Origin of the sequence: Bacillus sp. EKM501B (assembly GCF_011800505.1) — a bacterium.
GTDB lineage: Bacteria > Bacillota > Bacilli > Bacillales > Bacillaceae_G > Bacillus_A > Bacillus_A cereus.
In genome coordinates this window covers 1-20367 of the sequence record NZ_JAALFZ010000020.1, presented here as the reverse complement: position 1 = coordinate 20367, position 20367 = coordinate 1, and the positions used below count along the sequence as shown (strand labels likewise).

Sequence of the window (20367 nt, the reverse complement as noted above, 5' to 3'; positions counted from 1 at the left end):
TTTGGTCTATATAATGCAACTTCTACCTATTAAAAGAACATACACCCTTTTACATACGACATCATTTTTCTAAATTATACAGGGGGGAACGAACATGACCATTGAAAATCAATTTATTCAAAAAGTTTACTATAAAACATTTTTAACAGAAGAAACTTCTACTCCTGCATCGGAAGTACTCGGTGAAGCATATATAAATGAATCTAAAAATGAATTCTCCAACATTTCTAATATTCGATTTGCTCAAGGTGAATTTTATTATCAAAATAAAGATTTTGAAGCAGCTATATTTAAATGGGAAAAAGTAAATAATGCTCTTGCACTTTGGGCGACAAAAAATATTGCAGATGCTTATTTTGAACTAGGATTCTTACCAAAGGCAGAAGAAATTTATCAATCTATTCAAACGGAAGATACAACTCTTACGATGGAGGTTTCCTTACAACTTCTTTCTCTTTATATCGAACAAGATCGTTTAGGACTCGCTTTTAAGACGATTAGTGAAGCTGTTGCATTCCAACCGGATTATCCAAATATTACTGCAATTGCACGTTCTTTCTATGAAAAACAAGAAGATTGGAACAACGCTATCGAACTAGCTGTTCAAGAAGGTATTCGAACACAATCTTTACACTGGTTTGATACGTTAATAAATTACATAAACAAAGGATTTACAAAAAATATTAAGCCTGAATATTTCTATGAGTCTTTAAAAGCTCTATATGCTGTTGATCAAGCTCAATTTAAAGAGCTTGTTATTGCTCTTTGGAATAGCTATCAACATGAATCCTTATACCTTCCTTGGATTCAAAGTATTAATCATTTATTCTTGCATATTGAAACAGACAATAATGACGATTGGAATGAAATTTCTACTCGCTATCAAGAAACATACTTTGCATTAATTACCGGAAATCATTTTATGCATGAATTAAACGGACTTGTACCAAATTTATTAACAAATTGGTTTAGTTTAACGAAAGCAAAAGATTCTCTAGTTGTCTCTGCAGCAGTGTTAGCATGGAATGAAGTCTCACCTACAACTTTAGAATCATTACTCGTAAAAAGTGCTGGATCCTTACTTTCTAATACATCAGCTGAAGCAGATGTAAATATGGAAACAGTTTCTCATTTATTCGAAACAATCGCTGTATGGGCTGAGAAAAATGATGTAGATTTAAGTCATCAATTTACGCTACTAGTCCATGAACTATGTGATTTAAATGTCACACCACTACTAATAGCTGGAACTAGTGACCATGATAAAACATCATTTGTTAATTCAATATTGGGAGAGAACATCTTAACTGAAACTTTAACAACTCCTATTCTATTTAAAGACGCTAGTCAAACTGAAATAACAGAATTTACCGAGTTAGATATACGAAATATCCCTAACCTTGATGAATTCCATCAAATAACGGCTACATCTGCTCAGTCAGAACTTGAGAAAAAATGTATAGAAATTAAGCTACCAAGTAGGTTTTTAAGAAAAAATAAGTTTACATTTCTTCTTACACCATCCATTCAAGAGCAATTGGATAAAAACAATGCATACTTTGAATACTTACAAGCAGCAGATAGTCTTGTTTACGTATTAAATTCTTCTTCACCATTGCATAGTAAAGAAATTGATACATTAATTTATTTACGTGAACAAGTACCAAACTTACAAATTCACTTCGTATTACACACAAATAATACGACTACTAATGAAAAACTAATTAGTAAACTTAAAGTACATTTTCCAGATGCACAATTCTTCCCATACTCTCCTTCGCAAGAGAGTAGCCAGCAACTTGGAGATGTAACAGAATCTATTCTCTCTAATCTTGCAAAACGCGATATAGAAAAAGAACGTATAGAAAAGCTAATATGGTTTACACAAAAGACAATTGCTTATCTCATAAATGAACGTGTGGAATTAGAAAATACATTAGTAAAATCCGTACGCTGGAATAAACACATCTCGGTGAAACTTACTGGATTTATTAATAACCTTACTGCTCTTGAAAAAGATAAAATTCGCTCTATTACCGAATCCTATCTTTTAACGAAAGAAGAAATTACACGAGATATACATTCTCAAATTCCTGAATTATTACAGAGTTGCTCTGATCTTGTTCAAGAAGATAGTGATTTCAAACTAGTTCATGAAGAATTAAATGCTGCAATGAATGAACGTGTTCAAAAGCATGTACAACAGGTACTTCTTCCTAAATTTACTGGGTCTATTCAAGAATGGATTGAAACAGCACATAATGAATTTATTCAAGCTCAAGCTTATTTAGATGAAATGAGTGAAACGTTTAATAAATTATATAAAGAAGAACGTATGAAACTTCCTTGCGATTTCAAATTATTAGATGATTGGAATCGAGATGTTGCACGAATGACAAATCGAATTACAGTAACGAACATCAATATTTTATTACGCTTTACACCGACACAGTTTTTCTTAAAAAGTGCCGGAAAATTATTTGGTAATATGCAAAAAAACCAATCTATGCTCGCCAACAAATATAAACAATATATTGAAACAGAAGACTATACAGAAATTGCTCACACAATTTCCAAACAATTCTTCCTTCAATTTGAAGTATTTGAAGGTGCATTAGAACGTGATATCATGATGTTCTTCAAAGATCCACTTAATATATTGAAACAAAATGTAGATGCAGCTCAACTTGAGATACAGGAAGACGAGCAAACATTAGCGACGCTAAGAAGCAATCCAGAAACATATCATGATCCTTTGGCGTTATTTAAACTACAATTACTACAACATAAATTTGTTTTAAGTACTACAAAGAAACATGAAGATATCTTTGTATCAAACGAATCTCCTACTGTTTAACAAAAAAACCAAGCAAACTAAAATTTGCTTGGTTTTTTTTACTTTATTATTTTCATATGTTCAAACGGATAATAAATGCCTGCTAACTTTCCTAACACATCTTCTCTATCAATAAAACCTAAACCATTTCTACTATCTTTACTTATTAAGCGATTATCTCCCATAACAAAAATCTTATTTTTAGGAACTGTAATCGGTCCAAAGTCCTCTGTTAAATTCATAAGTTTTTTTTCTGCTTGTTTTTTATTACTATCCAAATACTCTTCATCTTTCACTTCAGAATTTACATATAATTGATCATTTCTCATCTCAATTATATCTCCAGGCAATCCAATCACTCTTTTGACATAAAAATTATCTGTTTTCACAACAATAATATCTTCTCTCCCATAGCTTTCAAATTGTTTTGCTAACTTATTAACAATCACCTTATCTCCATCTTGCAACGTTGGCCTCATAGATGCTCCTTTTACAGTCGTCGGAAAAAACACAAAAAATTTCGCCAAAAACACCAATAAACATGCAATTGCAATAGTTCCAAAGAATTCACGCCAACGTTTTTTCTTTTGCATCATTTCACCAACTCATCATCTTTTTACTTTTATTATAAATAATACGACCGATGATTTTCTACAAAATTCCGAATTATAAAATTACAATATTAGAAATTTTAAAATAAAAATACTGATCAAATTAACAAGCAAAAAAGATACTCTCAAAATAGTCTATCCACTATTTTGAGAGTATCTTTTTATAATCCCACATATATAATACACATTTGAGCAGCTACATATGTAAACCAAATCCAAAGTGGCTCATACTTCAATTTACGCCCTCCGATATCTGTCACGCCAATAATGAAATCAGAAATTACAAACAGTAAGCCACCAAACGCTGGTATCCACCATATCCCTGTATTTTCATAATATAAGGCGAATGCAAAGCAAGCCATTCCTCCAACCCACAATCCGTAAATTAGAGCTCCTATCGTAAACAACTTATCCTGTTTATCATTTCGGATAAAGAAGAACCATCCTACAATTAGAAAGAGCCCATATACGAGTAAGCCAATCCAAAAACCATTCCATGAAATTCCTGTTTGCAAAAATGCTTTTACATAAAAACAATGAGCAACAGCGAAAGTAACCATCCCTCCAATTAATCGATGACCAATTGGAATCAGCCCAGCCATAAACAAATCTCCCACAGTTGATAAAGTCATACCAAGTGCAACCCACGTACTATACTCTACAGATGGATCTTGTAACCATATGCAAATTGCACTACCTGTTAAAGAAAAACTAAGAATAAGACGAATTGCTAAAGGTAACGGCATATTATCTTTCGTTCTTTTTGTCTGCCCCATTGCATAAATTGCACCAATAAAAAAAAGAAATGTTTGCCCAATTAACACCACGTAAAGTAGATTCATAATATTTTCTCCTCAATAAATGCTTTTTGTATCTTTTTTCGTTACACTTAGTCTATTATCCTTTTTCTATAAAAAAAGAAGAACAGTAGTGTTCTTCCATTGTAATCGCTTTTCTGCTCTCTATGCTACTTGTTTTTCTTGCTCCATTTTTTGCTTAGCTGGTGTCCTATTTACCACAATGATTCCCGCGGCTACACATGCTAAACCGAGTAGCACAAATGAATGAATTGCTTCACCTAAAATCATGCTCGATAATAACACACCAAATACGGGTATAAAGAACATATACATAGATACTTTTCCAACCTTGTTATACTTCATAATTGTATTCCAAATGCAAAAACCAGCTGCAGATAAGAAAGATAAATAAATTAGCATAAGTAGTGCATGTAGACTAAATGTAAATGGCATGACTCCAACTTGTAAAGCCCCTATACATAATAATCCTGTAGAACCAAAAATCATTTGGTATGCTGTCATATAACCAATATCTAATGTTTTACTACCTTCTTTTGCTAATATGTTTCCATATGAATACAGCATTGCTGCACTAAGAAGTAATAAGCTTCCGATCCCAAAATGAAATGATAAGCTACCATCACTCGGCACATTTACTAAAATGACGCCACAAAAACCAATAGATACCCCAATTAATTTTCGCATATTGAGAGCATCATCTTTATATAAAAAATGGGCGAGTAAAATTTGAAAGAATGATGATGTTCCTGAAATGATAGCTCCTTCAATTCCTGAACTATAACTCATTCCAATGTAAAAACAGATATATTGAAGAAACGTTTGGAATAAACCAATTTGTATTAACTGTTTCCCTGTTCCTTTTTTGAAGCTCATATCTTTTCCTAACACTTTAAAGAATAATAAGAGCATGACTCCAGATAAAAAGAAACGATAACCGGCAAATAATATTTGCTCTCCAACTTCTTGTGGTTGAATTCCAAGTTCAACATAACTTAATTTAATAAAAGGAAATGCGCTTCCCCATAAAAAAGTTGCTACTATTGCAGCAATAAATACGCCAATCGGATGGGTAAAAATTTTCTCTGTCTTCACTTGTTGTCTTCCTTTCCGATCTTTTTATGAACAATATTCATATATACCAGAGGAGTTGCGAAAACACAAGTTTTCCGTTTATACTTGAAACAAAACCGTACCATCTCATAAAAACATATGATATACTATAGAATAATTACAACATAAGAACTATTAAAAACAGATTCAACAGAAATGCTGCTATCCATTATGGATGGCAGCTTTCGTCGTTTTATAGGGGTTTCGATTTTGATTATTTTTCTCAATAAGAATGCGGAAGGAGCGGGTAGTAATGAACTCAGAAGTAAAAACGTTACAGTCAAAAGAAACAATTTCTCATCCCTCTTTATGGGACACATTAAAAAAACATTATGAACTTGTATTTGCAGTAGCATCTGGTATTTTTATTTTAGTTGGCTGGTTATTCACAAAGAACGATGTAATGAATGTAGGTATTACTTGCTATATCCTTGCTTATATAGTTGGTGGATATGCAAAAGCGAAAGAAGGCATTGAAGATACGATTGAAGAAAAAGAGCTAAATGTTGAAATGCTAATGCTCTTTGCAGCTATTGGTGCTGCAATTATTGGCTACTGGGCAGAAGGGGCTATCTTAATCTTTATCTTTGCGCTCAGCGGTGCTATGGAATCTTATACATTAAGTAAGAGCCAAAAAGAAATTTCCGCTCTTCTTGACTTACAACCCGAAGAAGCATTACGCATTTCCAACGGAACGGAGGAACGTGTTCCTGTTGGAGAGTTACAAATTAACGACATTATTTTAATTAAACCAGGTGAACGTGTTCCCGCTGACGGTACGATTCATAACGGTGAAACAAATATTGATGAAGCAGCAATCACGGGAGAACCTATTCCAAATGAGAAAAGACATGGCGATGAAGTATTTGCAGGTACTGTAAATTTACGTGGTGCTATCGAAGTTAAAATTACGAAGCCAAGCGATCAAACATTATTCCAAAAAATTATCCGTCTCGTCCAAAGTGCACAAAGTGAAAAATCGCCATCACAACTATTCATCGAAAAGTTTGAAGGAACATACGTAAAAGGTGTACTACTCGTTGTTGCGCTTATGATGTTCGTTCCTCATTTCTTACTTGACTGGAGCTGGAATGAAACGTTTTATCGCGCTATGATCTTACTTGTAGTCGCATCTCCTTGTGCACTCGTTGCTGCCATTACACCAGCAACGTTATCTGCAATTTCTAACGGAGCAAGAAATGGAATTCTCTTTAAAGGTGGCATACATTTAGAACGCCTCGCTTCAGTAAAAGCAATCGCCTTTGATAAAACAGGAACATTAACAGAAGGAAAACCTACCGTAACAGATGTATATGTTCGAGAAAATATGACAGAAAAAGAAGTACTTTCTATTACAGCATCCATTGAAAGTCACTCTACACATCCTTTGGCTGCATCTATTGTTAAATATGCACAACATGCGTACGACATTACATTAAAAAAACCTGAAAAGGTTGAAGATGTAACTGGTTTTGGGCTAAAAGGAATATTCGAAAACAACGCTTATAAAATAGGTAAAGCTGATTTTATCGGTGAAGAAACAAAAACATTTCATAATGGTATTTCTGCCTCACTTGAAAAGGAAGGTAAAACTGTCGTTTATATTAGTGATGAGGGAGGCATTCTTGGACTTATCGCTTTAAAAGATACGCTTCGCCAAGAAACAATAGCTGCTATTCGTGAATTACAAAGCATTGGTGTCGAAGCAATTATGATTACTGGAGATAATGAAGAAACGGCAAAAGCAATTGCCTCTGAAAGTAATATAAAGGAATATTACGCATCATGTTTACCAGAAACAAAAGTTGAAACGATTAAAAAGTTAAAAGAAAAATACGGTACAGTAGCAATGGTCGGAGACGGTATAAATGATGCACCTGCACTAGCTACTGCTAGCATTGGTGTCGCAATGGGAGAAGGAACAGATGTAGCTTTAGAAACTGCGGATGTTGTACTGATGAAGAACGAACTATCTCGTCTTTCCCAAGCAATTCGTTTATCAAAACGAATGAACCGTATTGTGAAGCAAAACGTAATCTTTTCGCTAGCCGTTATTGCCATGCTAATTTGTTCAAACTTCTTGCAATTTTTAGCTCTTCCATTCGGTGTTATTGGCCATGAAGGAAGTACGATTCTTGTCATTTTGAATGGCTTACGATTATTAAAAGGCAGCAAATAAAACGGGTCCCTCATAGAGGACCCGTTTTTTTTAATGATAGCTATTATGACCGTTCGCACTGCTACTCGTTTTATGCTTTGGATGCGAACTGCTCTTTTGTTTATTATTACTTTTATTATTATGGTTCTTTTTATTATTACTCATGAAATATCCCCCCTGTTCCTTTTTATTATGGAACAAGAGCTCATTATTCATTACGGGAATTATTGTCACCGGTTCTATAATGGTGGAGTAAACCATTAATTTCACCGCCAAGTAAAATTACCCATCCAGTTAAGTAAAACCATAACATTAAAATAATGATACCACCGAGACCACCATATGTATTGGCGTAATTCGCAAACTTATCTACATAATAAGCAAATGAGTACGATACCACAATCCATCCTACAGTAGCAAATAACGCCCCTGAAATAACTTCTCTTCTTTTTAACTTTCGATCTGGGGCAAATGTATATAAGAAACTAAACAAAGCAAATAGCACGAAGAAACTCGCTACTAATCGTGTAATGCTCCACACGAAAGAAAAACTATCTGATAAACCGAGTGCTTTAAACACTGCTGCTCCAATAACTTGTCCGAATACCGGAACAATTAACGCAAAGACAATCATAAAAATAATAGCTAATGTAAACACAATTGATAACGCTCTTGTTGTAATAAAAGAACGTGTTTCCTTCACGTCATAAGCGCGGTTAAAAGCATTCATAACCGCATTAACACCATTTGAGGCAAACCATAACATGGATAATAAACCAAATGATAATAAACCACCATTTTGCTGGTTTACAACTTTATCTACATTTACCTCAATTAAGTTCATTGCATCATCTGGTACATAAACCTCTAATAAACTAAGCACATCCTCTGTTTGAATGGGAATAAATCCAAGAAGCGTAATTAAGAAAACGAGCCCAGGAAAAATTGCAAGCAAGAAGAAATAAGCGAGCTGTGCTGCCAAGCCCGCTACATCATCGCGCATCGTCCGGTCATATAAATCTTTACCAAACGAATAAGTACGATTTCTTCTCACCTTTTCTAAAATTTTTCTCATATATGTTTAAACGCTTTTCTTCTCTTCTTTATCTTGCTTTAACTCAATGTACGCTTCAGTTTTTTTTTCCACTGCATTTGAGTCTTTCATAAATAATTCACGCGCTTCTTTCATACCACCATCTTCAGCAACTACTGGCTCTTCTTCTGCTTTCAGCTCATCTACCTTTGGAGATACAGCTTGAATTTCAATCGTTTCTGGCTTTTCTTCTGGCTCAACTTTTTTCTTACTAAAAATTTCTTTCGTTTCTTTTAACGTCTCTACAACAGATGGCGTTAATTTTTTAATTTCTGCTACTTTCGCTTTTACCACATTGAAATCAGCAAGTTCGCGTCCTTTATCTGTAACAGTTTGCACTTTTTCTTTGATCTTTGCATTTTCACCAATTTCAATCATCTTTGTTTTTGCTTTTTCTGCTGTATTTTTTACTTTTTCACGGTTTTCTTTCTTTAACATGGATACAGCTACACCTGCCGCTACACCAATCGCAATGTTTCGAGCAATATTATTTTTCTTTGCCATATTCCTTCACCCTTTCATTTCTTATGTTAGAAAGTATTTCTTTCTAAGCTTCCTCATATTCCTTGTTCATTTCGAATGAAAGCTAATAGCTTTGCACACCCTTCTGTTACAAGGTCATATACTTCTTGGAAATTCCCTGTATAGTAAGGGTCAGGAACGTCTGTCCAGCCACCGTCTGGAACAAAGTCGGACAGCCTACCAATATAGCCTCCAGTTTTACCTAAACTTTTTAAATCTGCTATATTCTTGTTGTCCATGGCAATAATATAATCAAACTTTGTTAAGTCTTCTTTTTCTACTTGCCTTGCTTTAATTCCTTCAAAAGTGACTGCATTTTCTTTTAAAATTTTTTGTGTTCCTTTATGTGGCGGATGGCCAACATGCCAATCTCCAGTTCCTGCAGAATCAATGACAATTTTCTCTTCAAGTCCCTCTTTTACGACAAGATTTCGAAAAATCGCTTCTGCCATCGGAGAACGGCAAATGTTCCCAAGACAAACAAACAATACTTGAACCATACTTTTGTTTCTTCCCTTCTTGGTGCATTTCTTAATATATACTTATAGTATAAACAACCAATTATTAAATATAAAGGAAATCCCTACTAATTTAATGGGATTGAAAAGATTCATTAACGAAAATGATAAAAAATGTTAAGATAGCCTTATGTTATTTTAAAGGGGGACACTTCGGTGGATTTATCCGTAAAGTCAGAAGAAAACGTTGAATATATGGTCGAAGCTATTAAAGAAAAATTACGTATGGTTAATGCTGGAGCGATGAGAGCTGCTAGTTTTAACGAAGAAATGTACGAAGATTTACGTGACATTTATGATCATGTTATGAAACGTGAAACATTCAGCATTAGTGAAATGCAAGCTATTACAGAAGAATTAGGTACATTAATTAAAAAGTAAAAAAGCCTCTCTTATATGAGGCTCTTTTTTATTTCCAACAAATTCATGACAACTCTTCTCTTTCCCTCAACCAACTGTAAAATATTGTACAATAGAAGTAGAACCTCACCTTAGATTTTTCTCCATACATACTACTCACAAATAATAGCAACACTACCATTGCTAACTGTTTTTACTGGAGGTGCTTACTTATGAGCAATTGGTACAGTAAGACGAAAGATCAAACATTAATTGACCTAGAAACAAACGAACAACACGGTTTAACAGATGAAATTGTAAGTGAACGTTTAAAGCAATACGGTTCTAATGAATTAGCTACAAAACAAAAACGCACTTTATGGCAGCGTATTTTCGCCCAAATTAATGACGTCCTCGTATATGTCCTTATTATTGCTGCCCTTATTTCTGCCTTTGTAGGTGAATGGGCGGATGCCAGTATTATCGCGCTTGTTGTAGTTTTAAATGCTGTTATCGGTGTTGTCCAAGAATCTAAAGCAGAACAAGCTTTAGAGGCACTAAAAAAGATGGCAACACCTAAAGCTATCGTCAAGAGACATGGTGAACTAAAAGAAATTCCATCTGAACACGTCGTTCCAGGGGATATCGTTATGCTCGATGCCGGACGATATATCCCATGCGATTTACGCCTTATTGAAACCGCAAATTTAAAAGTTGAAGAATCTGCTCTAACTGGTGAATCTGTCCCTGTTGATAAAGATGCAATCTACCACCCTTCCATGCAAAGTGATGAACAAGTACCACTCGGCGATCAAAAAAACATGGCCTTTATGTCTACTCTTGTAACATACGGAAGAGGCGTCGGTGTTGCTGTTGAAACTGGAATGAACTCACAAATTGGTAAGATTGCTACCCTTTTACATGAAGCAGACGATGATATGACACCACTTCAAAAAAGCTTAGCACAAGTCGGAAAATATTTAGGCTTTGTCGCTGTAGCTATTTGTATCATTATGTTCCTCATCGGTTTTTTACAAGGCCGGGATACGTTAGAAATGTTTATGACTGCTATTAGTTTAGCCGTTGCAGCTATTCCAGAAGGCTTGCCAGCTATCGTTTCCATCGTTCTTGCAATTGGTGTGCAACGTATGATTAAACAAAACGTTATCATTCGCAAACTACCAGCTGTTGAGGCCCTCGGTTCTGTCACAATTATTTGTTCAGATAAAACAGGTACGTTAACGCAAAATAAAATGACCGTTACTCACTTTTATAGTGATAACACATACGATCGCTTAGAAAGTTTAAATGTAAATAATGATGTGCAACGTCTATTGTTAGAAAATATGGTGCTATGTAATGATGCGTCTTATAATAAAGAATCACAAACGGGAGACCCGACTGAAATTGCACTTCTCGTTGCTGGAACCACTTTTAACATGCAAAAAGATTATTTAGAAAAAATACATGAACGTGTTAACGAAGTACCTTTCGATTCAGATCGTAAAATGATGTCAACCGTGCATACATACGATGAAAGCTACTATAGCATGACGAAAGGCGCTATTGATAAGCTCTTACCTCGATGTACCCATATTTTTAAAAACGGCAAAATCGAGATTTTAACTGATTCTGATAAAAATCAAATATTAGAAGCTGCCGGATCAATGTCTCAAGAAGCTTTAAGAGTACTTTCATTCGCATTTAAACAATACGATTCAAACGATGTGGATATAAATCATCTTGAAGAAAACCTCATCTTTATTGGTCTTGTCGGTATGATTGATCCACCGCGAACTGAAGTGAAAGATTCAATTAAAGAATGTAAAAAAGCCGGTATTCGCACAGTTATGATTACTGGTGACCATAAAGATACCGCCTTTGCAATTGCCAAAGAACTTGGTATTGCTGAAGAAATATCTGAAATTATGATCGGAACTGAATTAGATAACATTTCAGATACAGAGCTAGCAAGCAAAATTAATCATTTAAATGTATTCGCCAGAGTCTCTCCAGAACATAAAGTAAAAATTGTAAAGGCATTGCGTGCAAAGGGAAATATCGTTTCTATGACTGGTGATGGTGTCAATGACGCTCCATCTTTAAAGCAAGCGGATGTTGGCGTAGCGATGGGCATTACAGGAACAGACGTTGCAAAAGGGGCAGCAGATGTCGTGTTAACAGATGATAATTTCTCATCTATTGTGAAGGCTGTTGAGGAAGGTAGAAATATTTATCGTAACATAAAAAAATCAATCCTCTTCCTACTCTCTTGTAACTTCGGAGAAATTATCGCTTTATTTTTAGCCATTTTACTTGGCTGGGCAACACCTCTACGACCTATTCACATTTTGTGGGTGAATTTAATTACAGATACACTTCCTGCATTATCACTTGGGGTTGATCCTGAAGATCCAGATGTGATGAAGGAAAAACCACGACATGCGAAAGAAAGTTTATTTAGTGGTAGCATTCCTTTTCTGATTTTCAATGGGGTTATCATTGGACTGTTAACGCTAATAGCTTTTATCGCTGGAGCAAAATTCTATACTGGAGATACAAATTTATTCCCTCTTTTCCCAGAACGAATTGATGACGATGCTCTATTACACGCTCAAACGATGGCATTTGTCGTTCTTAGTTTTTCTCAGCTCGTTCATTCATTTAACTTGCGTTCAAGAACGAAATCAATTTTTTCAATTGGGATCTTTACCAATAAATATTTAGTCTTCTCCCTTCTTATCGGTGTTCTTATGCAAGTTTGTATCATCTCCATCCCGCCCCTTGCAAATATATTCGGTGTACATGCATTAACGATGCGAGATTGGGGATTTGTTCTCTTATTAAGTATCATTCCACTTATTGTGAATGAGATTATTAAATTAGTGAAGAGAAACTAAAAGGCAATGAGGACTATTCCTCATTGCCTTTTCATTTACCCTACTATTTTCCGTGCAGTAAAACTCCCACCTCAAAATTCAGTTTGAGCAAAGAAGTTAGGTGGTAGATTAACTGCCCATAAATGTCCAATTGGTGAAGGCTAATAATCGGTGGGATGAACAAAACCCCACTGATTAAAGTTTCACTTTATCCTTGTAATTCTTTTTTAATGTTTTCAGTTAATGTAGCCATACGCTTGCGGCTTTCTTCACGCTCACGTTTGTTTTGTTCTTCAATTTGTTGTGTTTCTTGCATACCTCTTGAAATAATGTTCCAAGTTTCCTCAAGTGTTTCCATCTTAATACTAGAAGAACCTGATAATCTCGCTACTTCTACACTTTGCGTTGCGATATTTTGTGCATTTTTCTTAAGTAATTCATTTGTACGGCGATCCAGTTCAGCCATAGAATCTGCAACAAGCTTTTGACGCTTCGCATTTACCGCTTGAATGATACCATTTTTAAAGATCGGAATCGTTGTAATAAATGCTGTATTAATTTTACCAATTAATTTATTATTACCACGTTGAATCATACGAATTTGTGGTGCTGTAAGTAGTGCAACCATACGCGCTTTTTCTAAATCATCAATACGTTGCTCTAAAATTTCAACCGAGTTTTTAAGCGACTCTAATTCAATACCTGCTAATTGATCATTATTACGCACACGCTCTTCATACATCGGAACTAATTCTGTATTTAAACGCTCTAATAGCATTTCTCCTGCTACTACGTACTTCTCTAAGTCTAAATAATATTTTAAGTTTTGCTCATACAAGCCATCTAACGTACCAATTGATTTTTTCATCTCATCTTGGTACTTCGTAATTTCCACATACACTTTATCAATTTCACGGCCCATCGTTTGATACTTGCTAAAGATTTGTTCAATCATTTTATCCGCTTTTTTGAACATACGTGAGAAGAAACCACTTTTCTCTTCCGCAAAGTCTTTGCTATCAAATCTGTCCATAATTTTACCAAGCTGTTTTAATAATTCACCAGAATCTTCTATCTTTGATAATGACATTGTATGTAAAATTTGATCAGCAAAACGTGAAATTTCCATAGAAGGTTCTTTTCCAAGTTCAATTAATTCTAATTGATCTTTAATATCTACCGCATTATAAATACGTTGTACATCCGCATCTTGTCTAAGTTGCAAGCGAACATCTTGTGCTGTTTGCTCATTTAATTCTGTTTTCGGATCTAGTACGACTGGGTTATTCATATGGTATTCTCCCTTTCCTTATAAAAATGGACGAAATAGTCCTTTTATTGTTTGTGATAAATTTTTATAGGCTGATGAACCATGAAACTCAAGATCGAAATTAACCTCTTCAAGCCAATGGGAATCAAATGCCCCCGCTTCAATATACGGTTCAATATCGTTTCTTCCCGTTGGATTGAAATGGAATACATCTACTCCAATTTGATTTAAAAATAGTAATAAAACAGCATCAGAACGAGTTAACTCTCCACTCTTCTCATTATTAAATATAACAATTTTCGGCACATCTTGTGAATAATCAAATTTCTCAAGCTGTTCTAAAATATTCGGTGGTATTTGAGAAAGTTGCGCGAAAACATATAGCGCTACATCTTGTTTTGTCTCTTTCGCAATTGGTTTGCACATTTCACTTTCACACGTATGGATAATCGCTTCTGCAATCCCATGTTGTAAACCTTCCGGTAAACGCTTATGCGGCCACCAATGGCTATTCATAATTAGATCAGGATGTAATTTCCCCCCACGGTCTAATGCATCTCGATAATGATATTGGAAGTTTGCTTTTTGCTCTTTCGTAAATGGGAATGTATTAACTAGTATACTGTTATCAAATGATGTAACAGCCTTTAATCGTTGAAAATACTCTTTATCATTCTTTGAAACGCCTGATATTTTCGCAAATAAAGAAGGGATATAAATATGTTTATTTTCAACAAAGAATGTCGGGCGTACAAACGCCTTTTCTTTCGTAATTAAAAAGAGCTCATCATATGTTGTTTTTAGTGTACGAGCTACAGGCGTATAGGAACGGAATTGCCACGGCTTGTACAGCAGTGAATTATCGTGGTGAAGTACTTGCTCAATTTCTTTTGAAGCTTGATACGCTACTGTTGCCACACGCTCGCGGCGGCGATCTGGAAATGGTTCAAGAGAAATACGGCCTGGATGAGACACAATAAAGGTCCTTCCCTCTTCATCAACATTCTCAAATCCATCTTTTCCTTCTGGGTGATAATAAAGCACATCACAACCGAGCATAATAAGAAAGTATAAGAAATATATACGGCTTTCCTGTGCATCACCATACCAAACGATACGCGGCATCTGTTTCTTATAATTAATCGTAGAAAACCACTTCGCTACATAATTTTCGCTTAGTTTAATTATGTCGATTAAGAAACGACGGAAGCCTTCTGTCTTTAACGACTGATTATGTTGTTTCTCATATAATTTCAATAGTGAAATAAACGTCGTATGTATGTAATGCTGTAAATCAGGATTGTCTACTTTCGGTAAAAGTTGTTTCCCAGATAAGTGTGCAACTAACCTATTTACTGTCAGACCATTTGGTGCTTCTTGATGTAATCCGAACACTTCTTGAATATGACGAAGCTTTTCCGAATCAATCACTTTGTTTAAATTTTGTTCGTGTAAAACTTCGATTCCTTTCGCTTCACTATAATCAAACAGTTCATTAAAATATTCATCTACATCATTAGGAACGCCAAGGATTCGACATGCTATATAACTAAATTTCATCTCATTCTCTGTCAGTTCATATTGTGGACGTTTTTCTAAAAGCGTTTCAAATTGCTTTAAATCTGATTCATCTTTTAATGCATATGGTTGAAGTGTAAAACGTGAAAACACAACAGTTCACCTCCAAAAACAGTTACGTTTTTTCTAAGTCCTTCTTCTATTATAAACTATTTTTTGTTATAAAAAATGGGCGCTCGCAAAACGAGCAAACCCATTTCAATTATTTATTATCTTCTTTAGTAGCTGCAACTTCTTCTTTAGCTTGTCCAGAATTCTTCATGTAGTGAATTATAAATGTTGCTCCAAATGCTACAACTAAAATAATAAAGAATAGTGTATGACTAATCTCAATCTCGATTAAAGACAGTAACATTTTCGATGCAATAATTAAGATTAAAATGTATGCTGTCGTTTCAAGCTCTGGAATACGCTCTAATAATTTCAAGAATACACCGGCAATACCACGCATCATTAAAATACCTAGCATTCCGCCTAATAATAAAATCCAAACTTCATTAGATACACCAAATGCAGCAAGTACACTATCTACAGAGAATGCGATATCCATTAATTCGACCATTGCAACTGTTCCCCAGAAGACACCGAACATTCTGAAGAAAATACTGTTTTGGTTCATACCATGAGCTTCCTCTTCTTCACCTGCACCTTTACGCTTATCAATAAAGTATTTTACTGATAACCAAGCAAGGTAAAGTGCACCAAGAAGTTTTACCCACCATAATTTAATCAAGAACATTCCGATTCCAATTGCAATAAAGCGGAATATATAAGCTCCAATAAGTCCATAGAATAATGCTTTTTTACGTTTCTCTTCAGGAAGGTGTTTTACCATTACCGCTAACACAAGTGCGTTATCAGCAGATAACAACCCTTCAAGTACAACAAGTGTACCAATTAATCCCCAAGATACTGGATCTTGCAACACTTTAATCCACATGTCCAAGTCGAAAAACTGAGCATACGTATCAAGGATTCCTTGCAAAATACTCATCTTACCTTTATCCCCTATTCTTTGCTAGATTTATAGAAAGGTCAAAAAAAGGAAACGAATATCGTTTCCTTTCTATGCATCCAAGCCATACGCTCTTACAAGCGCACCTAAACCACCTTGGAATCCACTTCCTACTGCATTAAACTTCCACTGTCCATTATGACGGTATAATTCACAAAAGACAACTGCTGTTTCGATAGAGAAGTCTTCCCCTAAATCAAAACGAAGAACTTCTTCGTTCGTCTCTTCATTCGCTAAACGAACGAATGCGTTTCCTACTTGTCCAAAGTTTTGATTACGGCCTTCCGCATCATAAATTGTAACTGTAATAGCAATTTTATGAACGTCTGCTGGAACCTTTTTCAAATCTACAACAAGTTGCTCATCGTCGCCTTCGCCTTCACCTGTTCTGTTATCGCCAGTATGTAAAACTGATCCACAAGGAGACTTTAAATTATTATAGAAGATAAAATCAGTTTCCTTCGTACATTTCCCGTTCGCATCTAATAAAAAAGCAGATGCATCTAAATCGAAATCGTCTCCGCCATCATAAGATTTAATATCCCATCCAAGACCAATTACTGCTTTTGTTAAACCAGGACTCGTCTTACCTAAATCAATCTTCTGTCCTTTTTGTAACTGAATAGCCATTTATATTCACCTCTATATTTTTATCTTTAAAAATATACCCATCAGTAAACATGCATTTCACCAATGGATATATAAATTGAATCTATTACTCTACATCTAAACCAAAGTTATTACATAGAGACGCTAATCCACCTTGGAATCCACTTCCGATTGCATTGAACTTCCAATCACCTGCATGGCGGTATAATTCACCTACTACTACCGCTGTTTCAATAGAGAAATCTTCTCCTAAATCGTAACGAATTAACTCTGCATTCTTTTCTTCATCGAGAATACGTACGAATGAGTTAGAAACTTGACCAAAGTTTTGGCTGCGGCCTTCTCCATCATAAATTGTAATTGTGAAACAAATACGTTCGATGTGAGCAGGAACATTTTTTAAATCGATTTTAATCGCTTCATCATCGCCTTCGCCTTCACCAGTTCGGTTATCTCCTAAATGCTCTACAGCACCATTCGCACCTTTGGGATTATTATAGAAAACGAAATCTTCTGCTCCTGAAACTTTACCGTTCGCACCTACTAAAAAGATACTAACATCTAAATCGAAATCAGCTTGTCCATCATAACGATTTGTATCCCAGCCAAGCCCTACAAGTACCTTTGATAAACCTGGATTTGTTTTTGTTAAATCTACCTTTTGTCCCTTTTTTAAAGAAATAGATGCCATTTAAAAATTCCTCCTTAGTTTATCCTATTGATAACGTGATACAATCTCACTTAAGTTTTTATCTTGCGTGCCTTCTCCAACTGCTGAAAACTTCCACTCATTTTCGTAGCGATACATTTCTCCTGCAATTAAAGTTGTTTTACTAGCATAGTTTTCTGATAAATTATAACGTGCTAATTCCTCACCTGTATGAGGATTTTGAATACGAATATAAGCGTTACGAATCATACCAAAGTCTTGACGTCTGTTTACACAGTCATAAATATTTACAACGAATACTAAACGGTTAATACGACTTGGGACTTTATGTAATTCTACAAAGATTGTTTCATCGTCACCTTCGCCTTCACCTGTTAAATTATCTCCTGAATGAATAATACTACCACAAGTAGAAAGTTTGTTTCCGAAGTAAACTAAATCATTTTTGTTTAAAAAACGATCTCCTTCTAACATAACAACAGATGCATCACAATCTATATTTGGTTTACTTCCAAATAATGAAGACAGAAATCCACCTGATTGCCCAATTGGATCCCAGCCTAAGCCAACCTGTAGTTTTGCTACTTTTGGTTGTCCTTTCGTTAAATCGATCTTTTGACCTTTTTCTAAAATAATAGGCATGAAGTTTCTCCCTTTCTACAAAGCATTTTCCATATCGGAAAATATTGTATTCTTCTCTTATATTGTAGCATTATTTACCTATTGATAAAAAGGATAAATTCTCAGTTATATGAAAACATTCATATAATTTACTTATGATGATGTAATAAGTGGTAAATAGCACCAATCATTCCTGCACAATTACCGTTTTGTGCAAGTTCAATCTCACAATTATTATAAATCTCTTGATTTAAGTATTTACTGACCTCTTCTTTTACTTCTTTTAAAAACTCATTTCCTCTATCGGTAATTCCTCCCCCAATAATAATTGTTTCTGGATTAAAAATATAAGCAAGATTACTAATTCCGATTGCCAAATGTTTAAAGAAAATTCCAACTGCTTGAGCAACTTCTCTATCTCCTTTATCATACAACTCAAAAATTGTTCTCCCATTCCACTCGCCTTTGCCTTTATATTTTCTTACAAGCCGAATTAATCCTGAAATCGAAGCAACCTCTTCAAACGTTTTTCCTTCTATTAGCATATTCCCCCATTCACCAGCACTAAATGAATGTCCTCGGTACAATTCTCCATCTATAAAAATTGCTCCCCCAACTCCTGTTCCAATGGTGAGCATAATAAAGTTCTCTTTCTCTCTTACACTACCATTCCACTTTTCTCCAAACGCTGCACAATTCACATCATTGTCAATCGATACTGGAACTTTTAATATCTCTTGCAATCTATCAATAATAGGAATAGTACTATATCCCGGAATATGATCCGCGCCTCCCGTCACAATTCCCTTATTAATATCAACAATTCCCGCAGTGCTAATACCAATTCCGGCAATAGTATGTTCATTCATTAATTTTTTTGATAAAAGAATGAGTTTTTGAATAATTTGTTCTCCGCCTAAGTGAATTTCTGTTGCAACTGTTTTACGCTTTAATACTCTCCCTGCTTCTGAAATAATGCCATACTTAATTTGCGTACCGCCAATATCAAACGCTATATACTCTTTCATCTACTGCCACTTCCTCTACCGTTATGAATGTAAATTCTCCACCTCTATTATTTGTAGGAAATCTACATTAACTCTTTTCTGCTTTGACAAATATACCACCTTTTTCTATATATAGTTTTTTTTGCATAAAACTCTTTTTCCTAAGAAATATTACAAAGGGATGTATTTTAGATGGAACATTCATTTCTTAGGAGGAAAACCATGACGAAAATCTTCATTTTAGCATCAACACTCTCTCTATCTTTTTTTAGCGGTTTAAATATCGGTAATGCTGCAACTGAAAACTTCCAACCATTAACAAACGCTATTGTACAAAATAGCGATCATTTTGCAGAAGGAAACTCAAAGGATAATAATAAACCTCCAGGAAATAACGGTTCTCAGGACGATAGTGGTTCCGGTGGCAGCGGCTCTGGTGAAAACGGTTCTGGTGAAAACGGTTCTGGTGGCGATGGCGGCAACGGTTCCGGCGGTAACGGTTCTGGTGGCGATGGCGGCAACGGTTCCGGCGATAACGGTTCTGGTGGCAACGGTTCTAGCGGCAGTGGTTCCGGCGGTAATGGTTCCGGTGGCAGTGGTTCTGGCGGTAACGGTTCTGGTGGCAATGACTCTGGTGGCAGTGGTTCTGGCGGTAACGGTTCTGGTGGCAATGACTCTGGTGGCAGTGGTTCTGGCGGTAACGGTTCTGG

Annotated in this window: 17 protein-coding genes and 1 pseudogene; 5 read left to right on the top strand and 13 right to left on the bottom strand. The window is 35.2% G+C overall.

The genetic code is table 11. The features are described 5' to 3' along the window. Window positions 1-94 precede the first annotated feature (94 nt). Complete coding sequence (locus HFD78_RS24470; protein ID WP_000151409.1) at window positions 95-2857, top strand: tetratricopeptide repeat protein; 2763 nt, start codon at window positions 95-97, stop codon at window positions 2855-2857. Between the two features lie 38 nt (window positions 2858-2895). Here HFD78_RS24470 and lepB read toward each other — a convergent pair whose 3' ends face one another. The 3 genes from lepB to HFD78_RS24455 all read right to left on the bottom strand — a co-directional run bounded on the left by lepB (window position 2896) and on the right by HFD78_RS24455 (window position 5360). Further along, window positions 2896-3432 carry a signal peptidase I gene (gene lepB / locus HFD78_RS24465; RefSeq protein WP_000983302.1) on the bottom strand — a complete coding sequence of 179 codons (537 nt, stop codon included), beginning with the start codon at window positions 3430-3432 and terminating at the stop codon, window positions 2896-2898. Between the two features lie 176 nt (window positions 3433-3608). After that, the gene (locus HFD78_RS24460) at window positions 3609-4289 is read right to left on the bottom strand and encodes a lysoplasmalogenase (protein WP_001051084.1); all 681 of its coding nucleotides are present in this window, start codon (window positions 4287-4289) and stop codon (window positions 3609-3611) included. A 120-nt stretch (window positions 4290-4409) separates the two neighbouring features. Beyond that, window positions 4410-5360, bottom strand: coding sequence for a DMT family transporter (locus HFD78_RS24455; protein ID WP_000845729.1), 951 nt, complete (start codon window positions 5358-5360; stop codon window positions 4410-4412). Between the two features lie 271 nt (window positions 5361-5631). Between HFD78_RS24455 and HFD78_RS24450 the strand changes: the two genes are divergently transcribed. Further along, window positions 5632-7557: a heavy metal translocating P-type ATPase gene (locus tag HFD78_RS24450; protein WP_001083773.1), complete on the top strand. Its 1926-nt coding sequence runs from the start codon at window positions 5632-5634 to the stop codon at window positions 7555-7557. Window positions 7558-7744: 187 nt separating this feature from the next. On the opposite strand, the gene HFD78_RS24445 is transcribed toward HFD78_RS24450, so the two are convergent. The 3 genes from HFD78_RS24445 to HFD78_RS24435 are packed head-to-tail and all read right to left on the bottom strand — an operon-like array spanning window position 7745 to window position 9651. After that, window positions 7745-8611 (bottom strand): YihY/virulence factor BrkB family protein, encoded by an 867-nt coding sequence (locus tag HFD78_RS24445; RefSeq protein WP_001226536.1) that lies wholly within the window; start codon window positions 8609-8611, stop codon window positions 7745-7747. Between the two features lie 6 nt (window positions 8612-8617). Then, a complete protein-coding gene (locus tag HFD78_RS24440) occupies window positions 8618-9133 on the bottom strand; it encodes a DUF4075 domain-containing protein (protein ID WP_001085388.1) in 516 nt (171 codons plus the stop codon). Between the two features lie 53 nt (window positions 9134-9186). Continuing rightward, entirely contained in the window at window positions 9187-9651 is a 465-nt protein-coding gene (locus HFD78_RS24435) for a low molecular weight protein-tyrosine-phosphatase (RefSeq protein WP_000250916.1), read from the bottom strand. 174 nt (window positions 9652-9825) lie between these two features. Between HFD78_RS24435 and HFD78_RS24430 the strand changes: the two genes are divergently transcribed. Both HFD78_RS24430 and HFD78_RS24425 read left to right on the top strand, forming a co-directional pair. Further along, window positions 9826-10050 carry a DUF1128 domain-containing protein gene (locus tag HFD78_RS24430; RefSeq protein ID WP_000366196.1) on the top strand — a complete coding sequence of 75 codons (225 nt, stop codon included), beginning with the start codon at window positions 9826-9828 and terminating at the stop codon, window positions 10048-10050. 191 nt (window positions 10051-10241) lie between these two features. Continuing rightward, window positions 10242-12908, top strand: a complete 2667-nt coding sequence (locus HFD78_RS24425) for a cation-translocating P-type ATPase (protein WP_000073692.1) — start codon at window positions 10242-10244, stop codon at window positions 12906-12908. 187 nt (window positions 12909-13095) lie between these two features. On the opposite strand, the gene HFD78_RS24420 is transcribed toward HFD78_RS24425, so the two are convergent. From HFD78_RS24420 to HFD78_RS24390, 7 genes are all read right to left on the bottom strand, one after another. Continuing rightward, a complete protein-coding gene (locus HFD78_RS24420; protein ID WP_001064409.1) occupies window positions 13096-14178 on the bottom strand; it encodes a toxic anion resistance protein in 1083 nt (360 codons plus the stop codon). Window positions 14179-14196: 18 nt separating this feature from the next. Beyond that, window positions 14197-15828, bottom strand: a complete 1632-nt coding sequence (locus tag HFD78_RS24415; RefSeq protein ID WP_000492865.1) for a YceG family protein — start codon at window positions 15826-15828, stop codon at window positions 14197-14199. Window positions 15829-15937: 109 nt separating this feature from the next. Further along, the gene (locus tag HFD78_RS24410) at window positions 15938-16729 is read right to left on the bottom strand and encodes a TerC family protein (protein ID WP_000025688.1); all 792 of its coding nucleotides are present in this window, start codon (window positions 16727-16729) and stop codon (window positions 15938-15940) included. Between the two features lie 72 nt (window positions 16730-16801). Further along, window positions 16802-17380, bottom strand: coding sequence for a TerD family protein (locus HFD78_RS24405; protein ID WP_001007532.1), 579 nt, complete (start codon window positions 17378-17380; stop codon window positions 16802-16804). A gap of 85 nt (window positions 17381-17465) precedes the next feature. Next, window positions 17466-18050 (bottom strand): TerD family protein, encoded by a 585-nt coding sequence (locus HFD78_RS24400; protein ID WP_000146720.1) that lies wholly within the window; start codon window positions 18048-18050, stop codon window positions 17466-17468. Between the two features lie 24 nt (window positions 18051-18074). Next, complete coding sequence (locus HFD78_RS24395; RefSeq protein WP_001121578.1) at window positions 18075-18671, bottom strand: TerD family protein; 597 nt, start codon at window positions 18669-18671, stop codon at window positions 18075-18077. A gap of 128 nt (window positions 18672-18799) precedes the next feature. Then, window positions 18800-19678, bottom strand: a complete 879-nt coding sequence (locus tag HFD78_RS24390; protein WP_000666107.1) for an ROK family protein — start codon at window positions 19676-19678, stop codon at window positions 18800-18802. Between the two features lie 201 nt (window positions 19679-19879). Here HFD78_RS24390 and HFD78_RS29645 point away from each other — a divergent pair. Further along, window positions 19880-20367, top strand: a pseudogene (locus HFD78_RS29645) (cell wall anchor protein); the annotation flags it as partial.

Coding starts and splice junctions, on each gene's coding strand:
- HFD78_RS24425 (WP_000073692.1), top strand. CDS start 10,242: ATGAGCAATTGGTACAGTAAGACGAAAGATCAAACATTAATTGACCTA.
- HFD78_RS24390 (WP_000666107.1), bottom strand. CDS start 19,678: ATGAAAGAGTATATAGCGTTTGATATTGGCGGTACGCAAATTAAGTAT.
- HFD78_RS24420 (WP_001064409.1), bottom strand. CDS start 14,178: ATGAATAACCCAGTCGTACTAGATCCGAAAACAGAATTAAATGAGCAA.
- HFD78_RS24470 (WP_000151409.1), top strand. CDS start 95: ATGACCATTGAAAATCAATTTATTCAAAAAGTTTACTATAAAACATTT.
- lepB (WP_000983302.1), bottom strand. CDS start 3,432: ATGATGCAAAAGAAAAAACGTTGGCGTGAATTCTTTGGAACTATTGCA.
- HFD78_RS24410 (WP_000025688.1), bottom strand. CDS start 16,729: ATGAGTATTTTGCAAGGAATCCTTGATACGTATGCTCAGTTTTTCGAC.
- HFD78_RS24395 (WP_001121578.1), bottom strand. CDS start 18,671: ATGCCTATTATTTTAGAAAAAGGTCAAAAGATCGATTTAACGAAAGGA.
- HFD78_RS24435 (WP_000250916.1), bottom strand. CDS start 9,651: ATGGTTCAAGTATTGTTTGTTTGTCTTGGGAACATTTGCCGTTCTCCG.
- HFD78_RS24460 (WP_001051084.1), bottom strand. CDS start 4,289: ATGAATCTACTTTACGTGGTGTTAATTGGGCAAACATTTCTTTTTTTT.
- HFD78_RS24405 (WP_001007532.1), bottom strand. CDS start 17,380: ATGGCTATTCAGTTACAAAAAGGACAGAAGATTGATTTAGGTAAGACG.
- HFD78_RS24445 (WP_001226536.1), bottom strand. CDS start 8,611: ATGAGAAAAATTTTAGAAAAGGTGAGAAGAAATCGTACTTATTCGTTT.
- HFD78_RS24450 (WP_001083773.1), top strand. CDS start 5,632: ATGAACTCAGAAGTAAAAACGTTACAGTCAAAAGAAACAATTTCTCAT.
- HFD78_RS24440 (WP_001085388.1), bottom strand. CDS start 9,133: ATGGCAAAGAAAAATAATATTGCTCGAAACATTGCGATTGGTGTAGCG.
- HFD78_RS24400 (WP_000146720.1), bottom strand. CDS start 18,050: ATGGCATCTATTTCTTTAAAAAAGGGACAAAAGGTAGATTTAACAAAA.